General features: G+C 62.3%; 18 protein-coding genes and 1 tRNA gene. 18 read left to right on the top strand and 1 reads right to left on the bottom strand.

All coding sequences use genetic code 11. The features are described 5' to 3' along the window. Positions 1-11 precede the first annotated feature (11 nt). The 15 genes from ACAM55_RS09250 (at position 12) to ACAM55_RS09180 (ending at position 12,340) form a co-directional block, all read left to right on the top strand. Positions 12-833, top strand: coding sequence for a ferritin-like domain-containing protein (locus ACAM55_RS09250; RefSeq protein ID WP_369655734.1), 822 nt, complete (start codon positions 12-14; stop codon positions 831-833). Between the two features lie 178 nt (positions 834-1,011). After that, positions 1,012-1,085: transfer RNA gene (locus ACAM55_RS09245), tRNA-Gly, on the top strand. A 171-nt stretch (positions 1,086-1,256) separates the two neighbouring features. After that, a complete protein-coding gene (locus tag ACAM55_RS09240) occupies positions 1,257-2,471 on the top strand; it encodes a tyrosine-type recombinase/integrase (protein WP_369655733.1) in 1,215 nt (404 codons plus the stop codon). An 86-nt stretch (positions 2,472-2,557) separates the two neighbouring features. Continuing rightward, positions 2,558-2,815 (top strand): helix-turn-helix transcriptional regulator, encoded by a 258-nt coding sequence (locus ACAM55_RS09235; protein WP_369655732.1) that lies wholly within the window; start codon positions 2,558-2,560, stop codon positions 2,813-2,815. Between the two features lie 356 nt (positions 2,816-3,171). Beyond that, the gene (locus ACAM55_RS09230; protein WP_369655731.1) at positions 3,172-5,529 is read left to right on the top strand and encodes a VapE domain-containing protein; all 2,358 of its coding nucleotides are present in this window, start codon (positions 3,172-3,174) and stop codon (positions 5,527-5,529) included. Positions 5,530-5,783: 254 nt separating this feature from the next. Beyond that, the gene (locus tag ACAM55_RS09225; protein ID WP_369655730.1) at positions 5,784-6,044 is read left to right on the top strand and encodes a helix-turn-helix domain-containing protein; all 261 of its coding nucleotides are present in this window, start codon (positions 5,784-5,786) and stop codon (positions 6,042-6,044) included. Next, entirely contained in the window at positions 6,037-6,348 is a 312-nt protein-coding gene (locus ACAM55_RS09220) for a hypothetical protein (protein ID WP_369655729.1), read from the top strand. The genes ACAM55_RS09225 and ACAM55_RS09220 overlap by 8 nt, the downstream gene beginning before the upstream one ends. Positions 6,349-6,967: 619 nt before the next feature. After that, complete coding sequence (locus ACAM55_RS09215) at positions 6,968-7,201, top strand: hypothetical protein (protein ID WP_369655728.1); 234 nt, start codon at positions 6,968-6,970, stop codon at positions 7,199-7,201. Then, on the top strand, positions 7,198-7,455 hold the full coding sequence (locus ACAM55_RS09210; RefSeq protein WP_369655727.1) for a hypothetical protein: 258 nt from the start codon (positions 7,198-7,200) through the stop codon (positions 7,453-7,455). Before ACAM55_RS09215 ends, ACAM55_RS09210 begins: the two co-directional genes overlap by 4 nt. After that, positions 7,452-7,727: a hypothetical protein gene (locus tag ACAM55_RS09205; protein WP_369655726.1), complete on the top strand. Its 276-nt coding sequence runs from the start codon at positions 7,452-7,454 to the stop codon at positions 7,725-7,727. The genes ACAM55_RS09210 and ACAM55_RS09205 overlap by 4 nt, the downstream gene beginning before the upstream one ends. After that, positions 7,724-8,101, top strand: a complete 378-nt coding sequence (locus ACAM55_RS09200; RefSeq protein WP_369655725.1) for a hypothetical protein — start codon at positions 7,724-7,726, stop codon at positions 8,099-8,101. The genes ACAM55_RS09205 and ACAM55_RS09200 overlap by 4 nt, the downstream gene beginning before the upstream one ends. Before the next feature lie 15 nt (positions 8,102-8,116). Beyond that, positions 8,117-8,611, top strand: coding sequence for a hypothetical protein (locus ACAM55_RS09195; protein WP_369655724.1), 495 nt, complete (start codon positions 8,117-8,119; stop codon positions 8,609-8,611). After that, positions 8,608-9,060, top strand: a complete 453-nt coding sequence (locus ACAM55_RS09190; protein ID WP_369655723.1) for a hypothetical protein — start codon at positions 8,608-8,610, stop codon at positions 9,058-9,060. The genes ACAM55_RS09195 and ACAM55_RS09190 overlap by 4 nt, the downstream gene beginning before the upstream one ends. Continuing rightward, complete coding sequence (locus ACAM55_RS09185) at positions 9,057-9,356, top strand: hypothetical protein (RefSeq protein ID WP_369655722.1); 300 nt, start codon at positions 9,057-9,059, stop codon at positions 9,354-9,356. The genes ACAM55_RS09190 and ACAM55_RS09185 overlap by 4 nt, the downstream gene beginning before the upstream one ends. 8 nt (positions 9,357-9,364) lie before the next feature. Further along, positions 9,365-12,340 carry a tape measure protein gene (locus ACAM55_RS09180; protein ID WP_369655721.1) on the top strand — a complete coding sequence of 992 codons (2,976 nt, stop codon included), beginning with the start codon at positions 9,365-9,367 and terminating at the stop codon, positions 12,338-12,340. A 6-nt stretch (positions 12,341-12,346) separates the two neighbouring features. Here ACAM55_RS09180 and ACAM55_RS09175 read toward each other — a convergent pair whose 3' ends face one another. After that, complete coding sequence (locus ACAM55_RS09175; protein WP_369655720.1) at positions 12,347-12,649, bottom strand: hypothetical protein; 303 nt, start codon at positions 12,647-12,649, stop codon at positions 12,347-12,349. 133 nt (positions 12,650-12,782) lie between these two features. On the opposite strand from ACAM55_RS09175, the gene ACAM55_RS09170 reads away from it, so the two are divergent. From ACAM55_RS09170 to ACAM55_RS09160, 3 genes are all read left to right on the top strand, one after another. Then, positions 12,783-13,070 (top strand): hypothetical protein, encoded by a 288-nt coding sequence (locus ACAM55_RS09170; protein WP_369655719.1) that lies wholly within the window; start codon positions 12,783-12,785, stop codon positions 13,068-13,070. Beyond that, positions 13,067-13,333 (top strand): excisionase, encoded by a 267-nt coding sequence (locus ACAM55_RS09165; protein WP_369655718.1) that lies wholly within the window; start codon positions 13,067-13,069, stop codon positions 13,331-13,333. Before ACAM55_RS09170 ends, ACAM55_RS09165 begins: the two co-directional genes overlap by 4 nt. 114 nt (positions 13,334-13,447) lie before the next feature. Beyond that, positions 13,448-14,080, top strand: a complete 633-nt coding sequence (locus tag ACAM55_RS09160) for a hypothetical protein (RefSeq protein ID WP_369655717.1) — start codon at positions 13,448-13,450, stop codon at positions 14,078-14,080. The last annotated feature ends 833 nt before the right edge of the window (positions 14,081-14,913 follow it).

Below are 14,913 nucleotides of genomic sequence, written 5' to 3'. Positions count from 1 at the left end.
AAGGAGCATGCATGGCAGGTCAAGAGGCAGCACCCTGGAAGATCGAGGATCTGGACTTTTCGCGCATTGCGCGAGCAGAAGTCCGCCAGGACGAAAACCTTTTCTACCTCGTTGCCTCCGCCTCGTTCATCGAAAGCGGTTCGGACCTCTACACCCAGAATCTGGTCGACTTTTTCCGCGGCGACAACGAAGTCACGGCCTGGCTCACCCACCACTGGGAAGCCGAGGAACTGCAGCACGGCCGGGCGCTGCGCGCCTATGTATCCCATGTCTGGCCCGAATTCGACTGGGAAACCGCCTACCGCGGCTTTCTGGGGGAATACGCCACCTACTGCAAGGTGGAACTCCTCTCCCCGACGCGCGGACTCGAACTGGCCGCGCGCTGCGTGGTCGAGACCGGCACCGCCAGCTACTACCGGGCCCTGGCGCGCGCCACCACCGAGCCGGTGCTGCGCGATCTGGCGAGCCGCATTGCGGCCGATGAGGTCAGCCATTACAAGCACTTCTACCGCTTTTTCCGGCGCTACCGACAAGAGGAAAAATTGGGCCGGGTCCGCGTGCTGGGCATCATCGGCCGGCGCACGCTGGAACTCAAGAGCGAGGATGCCGACTGCGCCGTCCGCCACGTGGTCCGCGCTCGATCACCCGAGCGGGCCGGCGATGCAGCCTACATCCGGCAACTGGGCGCACGCATCAATGGCACGGTGCGCACCAACATCAGCCCGGGGGCCACCCTCAAGATGCTGATGCGGCCGCTGGAACTGCCCCCCAGGGTAGAGAGCGTGATCCAGTACCCCATCAGGCAGTTCATGGAGCATGTGTTCCTACGCTGAAAGGTCTACCCACAGCGAGCTGGATACCACGCGCGCCCGGCGGTCCTCGTGAAAAGGGTGCCCGAGGGCGCGTTGCCGCGTTTTCGAAAGTAATTTCCGCGGCGGCAATCGCCCGGATTTCTCGACGTAAAATCCGCCGCTTGGATCGATAGCCCGTTGCGAATCAGCGGGTTGAAATGCGGGTGTAGTTCAATGGTAGAACGGCAGCTTCCCAAGCTTCATACGAGGGTTCGATTCCCTTCACCCGCTCCATTCAGTCCGCCATGTTCCGCCATATGGCTTCAAAAACTGAATTAGATCAACGACTTAGCCAAGTTGATCCGCCATAAGGCTCCATAACCGAGCATTGCAGCGCAGCGCTTCTCGGGGTACAACTCGGGGAACAGGGGCACTTTTGCCCCCATTTCATGGGCTTGTTCCCCTATGCTCACAGAAGTCGCCTGCAAGAACGCATCTTGCCCTCCTGACAAGGCGCGCGCACGCTTCACCGACGGCGGCAATCTTTACCTCGAAGTGGCTCTGAACGGCTCGAAGCGCTGGTTCTGGAAGTACTCGTTCGCCGGCAAAGAAAAACGTCTCGCGATCGGTGTGTACCCCGCCGTCAAGCTCAAGGATGCGCGCGCCGCGCGGGACGACGCGCGGAAGGTCCACCAGTCAGGCGCCGACCCAACCCAGCGCCGCCGGCTCGATAAGGCGCTCGTCCGCACAAGTGCCATCACCACATACGAGCTAGTCGCTCGCGAATTTCACGCGATCAAACGGAAGGAATGGAGCGCGGCGTACAGCACAAAGTGGCTTCGCCTGCAGGAAAGCAATTTGTTCCCCTGGATCGGCAGCTTACCGCTGCGCGAGATTACCGCTCGTGTGCTGCTGGAGCCGCTGCGTCGCGTGGAGAGCAAGGGCCTCAACGAGACGGCCGTGTCGCTACGCCAGTACGCGGGGCAGGTTTTCCGCTATGGCATCGCAACCGACAGATGCGACGACGACCCAGCAACGAAGCTGCGCGACGCGCTCGGCGCCGTCATCGTCAAGAACATGGCGGCGGTGCTGACGGCGGAGAAAGCCGGCGCGCTCATGCGAGCAATCGACAGTTACCACGGCTTGCCCGCCACGCAGGAGGCGCTATTACTGAGTGCACTGCTTTTCCAGCGCCCCGGCAACATCCGGGCGATGGAATGGTCGTGGGTCGACCTCAACGGCGCGCTCGTCACGATACCGGCCGCGTCCATGAAGCGGACCAAGCAGGCAAAGATCAGCGGCGAGCCCCACCTGGTGCCGCTGGCACCGCAGGCCGTGGCGTCCCTGAAGCGCATGCACGTGCTCACGGGGCACGGCCGCTACGTTTTTCCCAGCCTGCTTTCCGGCGAGCGCCCCATGAGCGACAACACGATCAACACGGCACTCCGGCGCATGGGCTTCGACAATACGGAGATGACCGCCCATGGCTTCCGCGCGATGGCGCGCACGATCATGGTCGACGAGCTCCATATCGACCCGGAAGTGATTGAAGAGCAACTTGCCCACGGCAAGCGCGGGCCGCTCGGCACGGCATACAACCGCGCGCAGTTCAAAGACCAGCGCCGGAAGATGATGGTGACGTGGGCGAACTATCTCGACAAGTTGCGCGCGACAGAGTAGTTATGAAACATAACTACGAAATTTGACCGCAGGGGGATTTGAGCCGCCATGGGCATCTTGTGAGGCATCCATTCAAAAGGTGCCATATGCCGTCACAAACTGCCCAATACCGCCAAGCTAGCCAACCGCTGCAATCTCTCGACGCGGTCCACATCGCGGACGCGCTGCTGAAGGTCCAGACCGTGATCGGAGTTACGGGGCTTTCGGAGTCTTCCATCCGCCGGAAGGTGGCAGCCGGCAAGTTTCCGAAGCCCCTGAAAGACGGCATCCGCTGCACCCGCTGGCGCGCAGGCGATGTGACGCAGTGGCTTCGGTCGAAGGCCGAGACCGCCGCCTCGGCGTGATTCCTCGCATGTCGGGCCTCCCCACGGTCAGCGAGTCGGAGGGCAGTGCTCTCGCACTCGTCGATCCGCAATTCAAGGCCCACGGAGGGCATGCCGACCGGGACCTGCAGCGGGCCGCCTTCCTCTCGCGTCTCACTGGCCTCCCCCGACCAGTCTGCGCCGCCTGGTGCTACCTGCAGTGGATCGAGGCCGCGGAACGCGGGCAAGAGCCCGGATGGTGGCATCGCGAGGCATACACAGTCGCCCTGGCGATTGTCAAACGCAAAGCGCGAAATTGAGCCGCAGTGTGTTTCGCCTTGCCCAGTGGCATAAAGAAAAGCGCCGAGCGTGGGGCTCGGCGCAAACAGAAATCAGCAATGCAAATTCTGAATCGCAATAGCGAAATCGCGGGGCGAGGCGCTTCGCTACCGGCCTCAGTGCCTGCCGAGCTCGCATCGAAGCGCGCGTGGCTCGTGTGGAAGTTCGTGCCCAACGGCGACAAGAAGCCCCGCAAGGTGCCGTACTACGCGTCGGGGCTGCCGCGCAGCGGGACGCAAGGGTCGCCGGAGGATCGGGCCGCGATGGTCACCTTCGACGAGGCGGTGCGCGTGGCGCGCGACGGGGGTTGGCAGGGCGTCGGCTTCGCGATGCACGCCGACTTCAACCTGGTCGCGCTGGACTTCGACAACTGCGTGGTGGACCGAGTCATCGATCCGCGCGTCGCGGAGCTCGTGTCGGGCACCTACACCGAGATCAGCCCCTCCGGCACCGGCCTGCGCGCGTTCATGCGCGGCTCGGTCGAGTCGAAGAAGGACGTGGACGCCGAGCGCGGCTCGTTCGCCGTTGAATACTTCGGCCACAACGGCTTCGTCACGGTCACCGGCGACATCACCGACGAGTGTGCGCTGTTCGGCTTCGAGGACACGCTGTGCGACCTCACGCCGGCCGTCATCGCGGACTACGTGTCGCGGTGGGGCTCGCTCAGCCGCGCGCCGTCGCAGGTGTTCGACGACGATGGCTTCGGTCTCATGGCGCTGTCGCCGACCCTCGGCCTGAGCAACGGCGAGATCGTGGGGCACCTCGACGTGCTGCCGGCGGACCTCGACTACGACACGTGGGTCAAGGTCGGCATGGCCGTCCATCAGGAGACGCAGGGCGAGGGATTCGAGCTCTGGCACAACTGGTCGAAGGCGAGCCCCAAGTACACGACCGAGGCGTACTGCATGGAGCGGTGGCGCTCCTTTGGCAAGTTCGCAGGCGCGTCGATCACGATGGCCTGGCTCATCAAGCAGGCGAACGAGCAACGCACCCGCGCTGGCTACCGTGCGCGCGACGAGTGGAAGGCCAAGCTGACCGCCTGCAGCGACGACTTCGTGCTGCGCGAGAAGATGTGCCCCGAGCTCGCCCGCGATGATCGCATCGGCGAGATGGAGCGCGAGGAACTGGCGCAGTTGCTGGTCAAGGTGTTCGGCGGACTCGGCACCAAGTTCCCCATCGCGATGTGCCGCAAGCTCGTGGCGCCGCGCCGCGAAGAGCGTCAGGACTTCCCCCGAAACAAGCTCGGCGTCGTCGAACCGACGCTCCCCAATGTGCTGAGCGCCCTGCGCCAATCCGATATATGCGGGTTTCGCCCCTCACTCGACACTTTTCGGCAAGTCGTGGACCTGGACGACGGCGCTCAGTTGCGACAACTCACCGACAACGACTACACGTCGGCGCGAGAGCATCTGCAACTAAGCCATTCGTTCGGCGAAGTGTCGAAGGAAAAAATGCGCGACGCAATACTGCTTGTTGCGCAAGAGAACGAGCGGGACAGCGCTCAAAAATGGCTGAGCAGCCTTCCCACATGGGACGGCACGCCGCGGGTTGATCGATTCCTGGGCCAGTGTTTCGGCACGGCCGACACGCCCTATGCGCAAGCAGTGTCGCGCTACATATGGTCGGCACTCGCGGGACGTGTGATTCAGCCCGGTGTGAAGGCTGACATGGTGCCCGTGGCTGTCGGCATACAGGGCCTGATGAAGTCAAGCGCCATCCGCGCGATGGCGCCGCACGAGGACACCTTTTACGAGCTCGACCTTGCCGACCGCGACGACGACACGGCGCGCATGCTGTCGGGCAAGCTGGTTGTCGAACTCCCCGAACTGCGCGGCATGAGCCAGCGTGACGCGAGCGACCTGAAGGCGTTCATTACGAAGCAGGTCGATATGTGGGTGCCGAAATACGTGGAGCACCAGACACGCAACCCGAGGCGTTTCATTTTCTTCGGCAGCACCAACAAACGCGACTTCCTCACCGACCCGACGGGTAGTCGTCGATTCCTGCCCTTCGAAGCGGGCCGTTGCGATCCGGACGGAGTGGCTCGCGACCGCGATCAACTATGGGCCGAGGGCGCTGCACTGTTTGACGCGCATGGCGTGATGTGGGAAGACGCCGAACGCTTGGCCGAAGCGGAGCACCACAAGTATCAGGACGATGACGCATGGGTACCGGCGATTGCAGACTATCTCGATGGTCGGCGACCGCACGATCCGCACTTCCCGAATCCCCTGGCGCGAACCACGACACGCGACGTGTTGCACGTGGCACTCGACAAGCGAGTAGGTGACTTCAAACGGGCCGACGAGATGCGGGCCGCTGCCTGCCTCACCTCAATGGGCTGGCAGCGCGTCAGAGAGATGGCGAACGGCGTGCGCTGCTGGTTTTTCATTCGACCCGCGCAGATGACAGCATGACTTTGCCTCACCTAACCAGCGAATGCCTCACCGTCTCGGAGGTAGGTCAGCCAGTGCAAACCCGCGCCAGCGTTGGATTTCCGGTCGATTGCCCTACCTGCCCTACCTTTTCTTTAACAGTAGACAGAGAGCAATTGATGAGACATGGGAGGTTCCACAGCGCGCCTGGTAAGAAGGATGCAAAACAGGTAGGGCAGGTGTGGCAGGTGAGCCAGTCACTCGACCACTCCATATACAAGCAAGGAAATGCATAAATGACCGATGTCCAAGAAACGCTGCTCCGCATCTGCGGCCCTGCCCTGGTGGCTCGAATCACTCGCGAGCTCGCTGGACAGACGATCCGCGTCCCCGCCATCCGCACCACGACGGCCGCACGTCGGCGCGAGAGCGTCGCGCGTCTGCTGGCCGAGGGCGTGCCATATCCTGCCATTGCCGCGCGCCTCGGTGTGACCTTGCGGCGTGTGCAGCAACTGGCTAGCGAACGTGCACCGACCATGGGGGTGTCGAATGTCTGATTACTTGGATGCTGCAGCGCGCCTCTCGCCCCGCGCCGCGCGTATCGCGCTGCAAACACTGCTGACCGCAGACGTAAGCCGCGTGCCTACTGAATGGTGCGAGGCGTCAGCCATCGCGCTGTATGCGCGCGCTGCGCCTGTGTCGGACCTGACGCCCGACGACTGGGTGACGGTCGCATCGGCCGCGCGACCGTCGGTAGGCTGGATCGCAGCAAGAGCTGAGACCACCGAGCAGGCGAATGCGCGCCTCTGGTTCATCGGCATTCGGCTCGACGCTGAGCAACATAGGTTGTCGCGCCTGTGAAACCACGCAGCGCCCCGCATGGTTTGAGCAGTTGTACCGACGTGCGGCAGATCGCCGGGGACCCTGGTGATTCCGGCAGCCGCGCGGGGTCGAAGAGGCGCGGTGATCGCCCGTTTTTCGAATTTTCAATCTTGATGAATCAAGATTTGCGCAAGGCTCTGCAGATATTTCATTTTCTACCTCGGGCTATGCGCCTTCGGTGTTAGTGCGGATATTCAGCTTCCATCGGATGTTGCCCTCCGCCGCCGTGTGCTGATGCTTGTTTTGAGGCGGGAATTTATCTGGCTGATTGCAAGTGACTTCCTTTCCGCACCCGAGACAGAGGTAGATACCCGAGACGGGTACGTCATCCCCAGGGCCATAGGTCGTAGTCCAATGGACTCCTTTTCCATCACTCTTCACCAACTTCGAACCCTCGATGTGCCAAGCCATATCTCACTCCTCGTTGTGGAGGCTGCAGCTTATCGTGCGTTCGGGACCTTCTTCCCGGAGTAAACCCGACATCTCCTTTCGCCCGCACTCCTCGTTGATCATTTGAGCATGTCCCGAAATTCATCCGCAGGCATTTGGGCCGTGATGCCGGCAAAGTGCCTAGATCGCAACTTTGTGTGATCTTCAGATGAATTCCGATTCCTTCAACGAACTGGCCGAGACGCCCGCTCCGTCGTCGCCCGGCTATTGGCGCCTGCCGGCAGCGGCCAAAATTCTCGGCATCCCTCCGGAACTGCTCTGGCGCGGCGCGCTCGACAACACCTTCCCGAGTCCCGTTCGCACCCTGCGTCCCAACGATCGCGGCATGCGTTTTGTGAACGCCGCCGACGTAGTGCAACTTGTCCGCGGGGGTGCGCGATGACCATCCGCGTCGATAACAGCGGCATCAAGAATTGGAAACTGCATGTTGCGGCCCGAGTTGCAGGTATCACGCCGGCTCAGCTAGCCGAGGGGATTGCGTCCCAAGAAATTCCAGGGCGCACCCACCCGATTCCTGTTGACCCCGTGCGATTGCTCGCCACAGATGGATTGGTCAACGGACATGATCTAGAAGCATGGCTTGCTACGCCCGAGGGTGCCGCGAAAATTTTGGAGCTTCAGGAGGCGCAGCCATGAGCACGCCGAAGGACCTGAGCGCAGCGCTCGACGCGCTCGCCAAGGGCACGCTCACGGCCGACCAATTCGTCGATGCCCCTGCCGTCGTGAAGTACGGCACCGAGTGCCGGCGAGCGCTTGAAGAAAAGAAGCAGACCGCCAACCCAGTAGCCGGCATTCGCATGTCCGATGCCCTGGCTCGCCTCGACGCTCGCGGAAAAAACACGAAGACCATGGCAGTTGTCGCAGCCGACTACTGGAACAAGCGCAATGCACAAAAGGACAGCCAATGAAGAAATTGATCTACGACCGTTCGCGGTTTGCACGGCTCGCTGCGCAGGCCGATAGTGCACGCCTTGTCGCACTGGCAGCGTCCGATGCGCTTGTTGAGATACGGCGGGCGGTGGCTTCAACACGGCGCAATTGTCAGATGCATCCGCATGACACCGAAGCAGCCTGGAATCTCAGATGCGATCGCGCTTGGTTGCAAAACCTGTTGGACAAGACGCCCGACTTGGAGGCCATCGGCATCCGCCCGGTGGTGTTGCGCGAACTGGTCGGGCTGCTGGAGCAACTCGACTACGCAGCGGCAGACGCTGCTCGCACGTCCGAGCGCAGCAAGCAGCAATCGGCGCTCATCGAGCGCCTCGAAGCTTTCATTCAGTAAACAGAGAGGCACCCGATGACCCCGAAAACATCTCTCGAAAAGCTGGCTGCCGTTCGCGCGCAGCGCATCACCAAGCTGGCCGAGCGCGCCACCATCGCGCAGTTCGAACTATCTCGCGATGAAGCAGTCGCGAAAGTGCGCGCCACGCTGGTCGCGCACGAGGAACGCGGAGCGCGCGCAGCACAACACGCGTGGTCGACTGTCCTGACCGGGCAACCCGGCCAGTTCTTCACCGTGCACGTCGATCGCACGGCGAACCTCGGCGACTTGCTCGTCCCGCTGCTCGGTGTGGATGCCGTCCTGTCCGCGCTCACGCGCCACCTCAACGACGGCGACACCCTCGCAAAGCCCGACCGCGCCGCGCGCCTGGAGGCCCTGGACGCAGAGCTCCTGCAACTCGAACGCGCAGAAGAGACGTTGATTCGCGAGATCGAGGCCACGGGCGGCGACGTGCTGCGCCGATCTGATGCAAACCCGGTTGTCGTGCTCGATGCGGAGGTGTCGGCATGATCCAGGCCTCTCTGACCATCGAACTCGCAGCCGCGGCGAAGCTCCCCGCCCGCGTCGTGCAAGCGCTATTGTTCAGCGACTCCGTCAACCTGGACACGCCCGACAACGCGCGCGCGGCCGTGGCCCGTGCATCTGAAATCTGCGGCATCTTCAAGGTCGCCGCTTCGGCTTACAAGGAACACGGCATCAATCCCGAGATCGAGATGGCCCAAGCCGTGAAGAGCGGTGCGGCCGTGGAGGCTTACCGGGCCGCCGTCCTGAGCAAGTTGGCGCAATGGGACGAATCTGCGCACGTGGACAGTTTCCTAAGCCAAGTCGAAGCCCCGAACGTGTCCACCATCGACGAGATGGCACGCCAGTTCTACGCAGAGCGGAAAGCTAAGGCCGAGGCCATTGCGGTGCTCACCGCAAAGGTGAAGACGCTCGAAAGAAAACTGCACGAGCGATGAAGAAAGACCGATTCGACACCGACGAGCCGCGCCGCGTGCGCTGGTCTGATGCCGAGTCGAGTCCTCTGCTCGCACCCCACGCGCCCGCCCTGGCCCGCTGCACCACGCTGGAGATTCGGGTCTATCGACTCGGCGGGGTCTGGCGCCTGAAGGGCGGCCCCGCGTCGATCGACCTGCGCGTCGAGGACATCTCAGCCGTGACATGGGATGACCTCTACGGAGCACCGCCGCGCGCAGAGGCGGGCATCACAGCTTGGAAGCGGGCACGCCCTGCTCATCGCAACACACCGATCTAGGAATTCCAATGGCGACGAATAAACGCGATGTCGAGCTCGGCATCAAGGTAACGACCGACGGCAGCCAAGGGGTCAAGGACCTGCAGGCTCAGGTGCGAGACCTGGCGAAGGCCGGTGGCGATGCCGCACCAGCATTCCAGCGTCTCGCCGACGACATGGATAAAGCCGCAGCGGAAACACTTCGCCTGCGCGAAGCAGAGAAAGCGCTCGTCGCGAACATCGCGCAGACCAAAACCGGCATCCAACAGCAGACGGATGCATTGAGGCGATCGGGCATCGAGACCGATGCAGCGACGAAGAAGACCGCGGACTACAAAGCGCAGGTACAAGCCGCCCGCTTGGCAATTCACGACGAGGGCATCGCCCTACGGGCGAAAAAGGAAGAGCTCACCAAGATTGCAGGGGAAACCGCGAAGGCCGCAGCCGCCGAAAAGGAACTCGCCACCCAGGCAACGGCCGTGGTCAAGGCCACAAAGGCGGCGAGTGACAGCGTGGGCGGCCTGCGCAAGGTGTCCGACGACGCAGTCGGTGCACTGCGCCCCCTGGTGTCCGCGATGGCTGCAGCCTTCGGCGCGCAGCAGTTCGTGCAAACCATCGCTGAGCAGCAGCAACTTGCCCTTTCATTTCAAGCCATCTTCGGGAGCGCAGAACGCGCCGCGCATGAGATGGAGTTTGTGCGCACCACGGCGAACAAACTCGGCATTGAATCGCAGGCGCTGGCGCGCTCCTATACATCGCTGGCGGCCGCGACGAAGGGCACCGCGATAGAAGGCGAAGCTACGCGAGCGGTTTTCGAGGCAACTGCTCGCGCCATGTCTTCCCTGGGCAAGAGCAGCGCACAGACCGATCAAGCTTTGACAGCCATCAGTCAGATGGCCTCCAAGGGCACCGTTTCCATGGAGGAACTGCGCGGACAACTCGGCGAGGCACTCCCTGGCGCCATGGAGGCAGCCGCAAAGGGTGCCGGCATGACGGTGGAAGGGCTCACCAATATGGTCGAGGCAGGACAAGCCCTTGCAAAAGACCTGTTGCCCGCCCTGACCTCGGGGCTCAACGAGCTCTATGCCAACGCTGTCCCGCCGCAGACAATTTACTCCGAGTGGGCGCGCTTGAAGAATGTCATGGCAGACACTGCCAACGCCATCGGCGAAGGTGGCGCTTCGAAGGGGATCGCGAAGGGCCTAGCGTGGGCGGCCCTTGGCGTCCGCGGGCTCAGCAACGCGGCCGACGTGGCGGGCACGGCCATTGGCGAATTTGCCGCCGCAGTGCGCACCGGTAATTTCGACCTGCAGCAGGCGGCCGCGCTCAACGCGAAGTACGACCGTGAACTGACTCAGGCGGCCGAAGCCGCCGGCCTGATCACAAAGGCGTTGGACGGCGCGACGCAAGCCACGCAGGCGCAGGTGCGCGCCGTCGACAACGCCATTGCCGCGCAAGAGCGACACACGACCTCGAACCTGGCCGTGCGCGCCTCCTACGGCGAACTAATCAAGGGTGCTGCACAGTACACCGACCTGATGACGAAGAGCGCAGCAGCGCGCCAGGCCGAAGCCGCGACGCTCACCTCGCTGGTCAGCATCTACGGCACCGAGGCGGAGCGCCGGCAGGCCGCGGCCGAGGCGGCAAGTGTGCAGGCGCGAGCCTCAAAGGACCTGGCCGACGCGCGCAACGCCGAGGCGATCATCGCGCAGAGCTACAGCCTGCGATTGCAGGAAGAGGCGCTGCAGCGCCGGGACACCACCCGCGCCACGCAGGACCAGATCAAAGCAGCGCAGCAGTCCGCCGATGCCAAGCGCGCCGAAGCCGATCAGGCGATTGCCGGCGCGCGATCCAAACAGGTTGAGGTGGCCGCGGCACAGGCAGCCGCGGAGGCGTACAAGGACAACGCCGCGCGAGTCTACGAACTGCGCGGCGCAGCGGCCGAGGCAGCCCGCGAAGTGGAACGCCTGGTCGAAGCGCAGAAGAAGGGCAAGGCATCGAGTGACGACGTGGCCGCAGCGCAGGCACGCGCCGCCAGCGCGACGGCCCTCTATCGCGACGCCTTACGCGATGCCACCGACGCGGCGCAGCGCAAGGTGCAGGCCGAGCAACGATCCGGGCAAGTCACGCAGTCGGCAATCAGCGTGGACATCGAGCGGGCCAACGCCATGCGCGAGGTGGCACAGGCCAATGGCGACGCCACGGCCGCCACACAGGCACAGATGCAAGCGACGGCGCTGCAGGCCCGTGCAGCCGACGAAGCCGCCGCCAGTGCCCGGCGGGAAGCGCAGGCAATCCACGATGCGGCCGACGCACGGGAAAACGAGCTTCGCGCTACCGGAGAACTCACGGCGTCGAAGCTGGCCGAGATCGACGCGGCCCGACGCAGTGCCGACCTCAAGGACCTGGAAGCTCAGAAGGCCGACATCCTGGCCGACAAGATTCGCAGCCTTGCCAACAGCGAACAGGCGCGCACCGCTGCACTGGAGGCGAGCATCTCGGCGCAAGAAAAGGCCCTCGACCTGGCCGAGCGACAACTTGCGCTGGAGAACCGACGCAAGGGCGTCGACAAAAATGGTTTCAGCCTGGACAAGGCGGGAAACACGATCAACGCAGGCGGGGCCACGCGTACGAGCGTCCTTGAATTTCTCAAGGCCGCGGGTGTCACGGATGACGCGCAAGCACGGCGCATCACAAACGAATTTGCCGACAGCCGAGGCGACATCCCGTTTTTCAACAACCCCGGCCAGAAGAAGTACGGCGGGGACGGGAGCACCCTGAACACGGCACTGCTCAAGGCTGCGGAGAGCGTGACATTCGGCGCCGGCAACCATCAGCAGTCCAGCGCGTCGGCCCCTGCGCAACAGGGCGCGGCGGACAGCCGACACACCGTGGACTTCAAGTTCCCGGACGGCAGCCGCGAACAGTTCGGCATGGCGTCCGAAGAAGAAGCCGCGCGCTTCACCAAGACGCTCACGAACCTGTCGAAGCGCGTGACGCGATGAGCTCGACTATTTCCTTCGCGGCCGCTTGTCGCCAAACGTCTTCTGAACGTGGGCGAGCGCGGCCCCTTGTTCAATGAGGGTCATCGCAATCGTTTTCATGTTCAGCACATAAGGGTAGGACCTCATGTTTGGACTTGCAGCGGTCATCGCCACGTTGACCAAGTAGAAGCGCCCGTTATGGCGCTCATCGACAGGACACGAGATCGGAACATCGTCACTCACGGGCTGCCCAGGCAGGGCGTAAAGGCGAAACTTGCGAGCCGACGAGCCACCGCGATTCGGCTCAACGCGCGCTGCGATTGTCCACATTGGTCTTCTCCTTTGCTGTTTCGCAAACAGGATAAGGCCCTATTTCCAGAGTGCGACACGCCGTATCCGGTTTGTTCCTTCTTCAATCTCTCCCTACGCTTCACCCATCAGCAACCAACTTGGAGCGCCAGTAATGGTGATCGGAAACAGGGAACTTGGTGGCCTCATTGAAGAGCTAGCCGCCGCTCATGGGGCCGACGTTTGCAACTTGGCGATGATGCGCCAAGTTTGCATCGGCGCGGTTAGGAGCCTGAGCGCGAAAACTGGGCTCGACTTTTCTAATGTGATCTACATGCTGCACTCATGCGTAGCGTCACACATCCTGCTTGCCGGCACCGATGCAGCCGCGGTTAATCGCGTTTCAGCAGATGCGGGGCATGCGTTTGCCGTCGCAAGCCTCATGGATGAGATTTCCGAATGATCGAAGAGGCATTCGACGCATTTGCGCGTTCCGTTGCGGCGCACGTGGCATGCGAGGTCTCGCCTTGCCCCGTGTACCTAGCACCTGATCGATTCGTGACGATCAAGCTCCATGCCGTAGTCAGCGGCTACAGCGAGGCCGCCATCCGGTCGAAGATCAAAGAGGGGGTATGGCTCGAAGGGCGCGAGTATTTGCGGGCGCCGGACGGCCATGTATTCATTGACCGACAAGGTGTGCAGCGGTGGCTTTCCCGGGGAGCCTAGTAATTTACCCTACTGGACAAGAACACATGCGATTTGTCTTTTCTATCGCAAAATAGTTCTCCATCAAGAACATTTTGTCTCCGTCTTCGTCTCTTCTCTGCAATAATCCGGCGAATGGCAGACGAAGACATCGTGGTCGAAGGCATGCAGCTACTCCTGCAGCAGGTGGAGGGCGAGGTTGCCCGTGCTGAAGCCGATCACCAGCGACTGGTGGAAGCCGTGACGCTGGCGCGCGCACGCGTGGACGCACTTCTAGCCAAACGGCACAAGATCGTCGCAGCGCTCTCGGCAAAGGCGCTGATAGAACTGCAGCCGACCAGCCCGTCTACCCCTCCGATCTCTGCTGCGACAGCAGCAGCAATTCTTATAGGTCGCCCAATGCTCTTCGGCGGCGGACCGCCCACATCCTCGCCAATGCAGCAGGTTTTTCAAAGCCGGCGAGCGTGGCGTGCCGACGTGATACGGCGGATTGAGAATTTGCTGCGTCCTGGACGACCACTAGCGACGAAAGCGATCTTTGATGAGTTGTCTGCGCAGAACGTCGATTTCAGTGGAATTAAGAACCCCTTGCATCGGTTAGTTCAGATCATGTCGGAGACGCCGCACCTGCATTCAGATCGGAAGCTTGGGTGGAGCTTAGCGTCGGCACCGTTTCCTTCGATAGATAACGCCGCACTGGCCCCTACGGCACAACAAGACCTTGCGGAAAATGATGTACCTCAAAAAGGAGACGACGATGAGCTATGAAGCCATCAACGACAAAAGCCTCTAGGTATGAGCTAGAGGCTTCGTCAGGTTTGCGTGTGACCGCCCACCAATGTGTCTTTCTGAGGGACAACCACAGTTTAAACGCTGCGGTGTTGGTAGGGCAAGGTCGCTGTCGATAACACTACAAAGGACACGACATGCCTGCATGTATGTACCCGCGGAGTGTGCATGTGCGCCCTTACGTTCGCTTCCGCTTCGGCCGGCTGGAGAACGTTTGTGAGCATTGCCGCTCGATGCCTGGTCAGTTGAACTTGTTCTGACCACACTGCCGCCGCCCTTCCCCCGGCAACGGAAGAAGGTGCCAACTTCGACAAGTTGGATACAGCCCGCCTTCGCGCGGGCTTTTTCTTCTCCTCTAAAAGACCATGGCGAATCGGACCGGCAAGAACGGGGAACACAAGGGGGAACACTGAGCGATCAAACAGCAAAAACCTAGGCTGAATGCGGCTTCCAAGCCACACTTAGCTTCCCTTCACCCGCTCCAGATGTCCAGCAAGGTCGTCAGAGCACCACAGGTTCGCAATCGCAGTAGCGACCTGAACGTGATGAGACCTGCCCGGCGAACCGGGGGCCACATCCACCCCGCCCAGCAGTTGGGCTTTCCACCGAGCGTGGCAAAGATGTTGCCCGGCCCGCAGCCGAGATCGACAACCACCTTCCCCGTCCAGTCGCCGCCAGCGGCCAGCCACCTGCTCTTGAAGTGCCGGTGGCGGTAACCCAGATATTCCTAGGCCCATTGAAGGTTGCCGAAATAGGTTGCATTGGCAGTGATCGCGCTGGAGGCCCGTTCGAGCTTCGAATGGAATCAGCTT

The organism is Variovorax sp. V213, assembly GCF_041154455.1.
Lineage (GTDB): Bacteria > Pseudomonadota > Gammaproteobacteria > Burkholderiales > Burkholderiaceae_C > Variovorax.
Note: the sequence above shows the minus strand (reverse complement) of the source record. Positions and strands in the feature narration are given on the sequence as shown.

Coding starts and splice junctions, on each gene's coding strand:
- ACAM55_RS09250 (WP_369655734.1), top strand. CDS start 12: ATGGCAGGTCAAGAGGCAGCACCCTGGAAGATCGAGGATCTGGACTTT.
- ACAM55_RS09240 (WP_369655733.1), top strand. CDS start 1,257: ATGCTCACAGAAGTCGCCTGCAAGAACGCATCTTGCCCTCCTGACAAG.
- ACAM55_RS09235 (WP_369655732.1), top strand. CDS start 2,558: ATGCCGTCACAAACTGCCCAATACCGCCAAGCTAGCCAACCGCTGCAA.
- ACAM55_RS09230 (WP_369655731.1), top strand. CDS start 3,172: ATGCAAATTCTGAATCGCAATAGCGAAATCGCGGGGCGAGGCGCTTCG.
- ACAM55_RS09225 (WP_369655730.1), top strand. CDS start 5,784: ATGACCGATGTCCAAGAAACGCTGCTCCGCATCTGCGGCCCTGCCCTG.
- ACAM55_RS09220 (WP_369655729.1), top strand. CDS start 6,037: ATGTCTGATTACTTGGATGCTGCAGCGCGCCTCTCGCCCCGCGCCGCG.
- ACAM55_RS09215 (WP_369655728.1), top strand. CDS start 6,968: ATGAATTCCGATTCCTTCAACGAACTGGCCGAGACGCCCGCTCCGTCG.
- ACAM55_RS09210 (WP_369655727.1), top strand. CDS start 7,198: ATGACCATCCGCGTCGATAACAGCGGCATCAAGAATTGGAAACTGCAT.
- ACAM55_RS09205 (WP_369655726.1), top strand. CDS start 7,452: ATGAGCACGCCGAAGGACCTGAGCGCAGCGCTCGACGCGCTCGCCAAG.
- ACAM55_RS09200 (WP_369655725.1), top strand. CDS start 7,724: ATGAAGAAATTGATCTACGACCGTTCGCGGTTTGCACGGCTCGCTGCG.
- ACAM55_RS09195 (WP_369655724.1), top strand. CDS start 8,117: ATGACCCCGAAAACATCTCTCGAAAAGCTGGCTGCCGTTCGCGCGCAG.
- ACAM55_RS09190 (WP_369655723.1), top strand. CDS start 8,608: ATGATCCAGGCCTCTCTGACCATCGAACTCGCAGCCGCGGCGAAGCTC.
- ACAM55_RS09185 (WP_369655722.1), top strand. CDS start 9,057: ATGAAGAAAGACCGATTCGACACCGACGAGCCGCGCCGCGTGCGCTGG.
- ACAM55_RS09180 (WP_369655721.1), top strand. CDS start 9,365: ATGGCGACGAATAAACGCGATGTCGAGCTCGGCATCAAGGTAACGACC.
- ACAM55_RS09175 (WP_369655720.1), bottom strand. CDS start 12,649: ATGTGGACAATCGCAGCGCGCGTTGAGCCGAATCGCGGTGGCTCGTCG.
- ACAM55_RS09170 (WP_369655719.1), top strand. CDS start 12,783: ATGGTGATCGGAAACAGGGAACTTGGTGGCCTCATTGAAGAGCTAGCC.
- ACAM55_RS09165 (WP_369655718.1), top strand. CDS start 13,067: ATGATCGAAGAGGCATTCGACGCATTTGCGCGTTCCGTTGCGGCGCAC.
- ACAM55_RS09160 (WP_369655717.1), top strand. CDS start 13,448: ATGGCAGACGAAGACATCGTGGTCGAAGGCATGCAGCTACTCCTGCAG.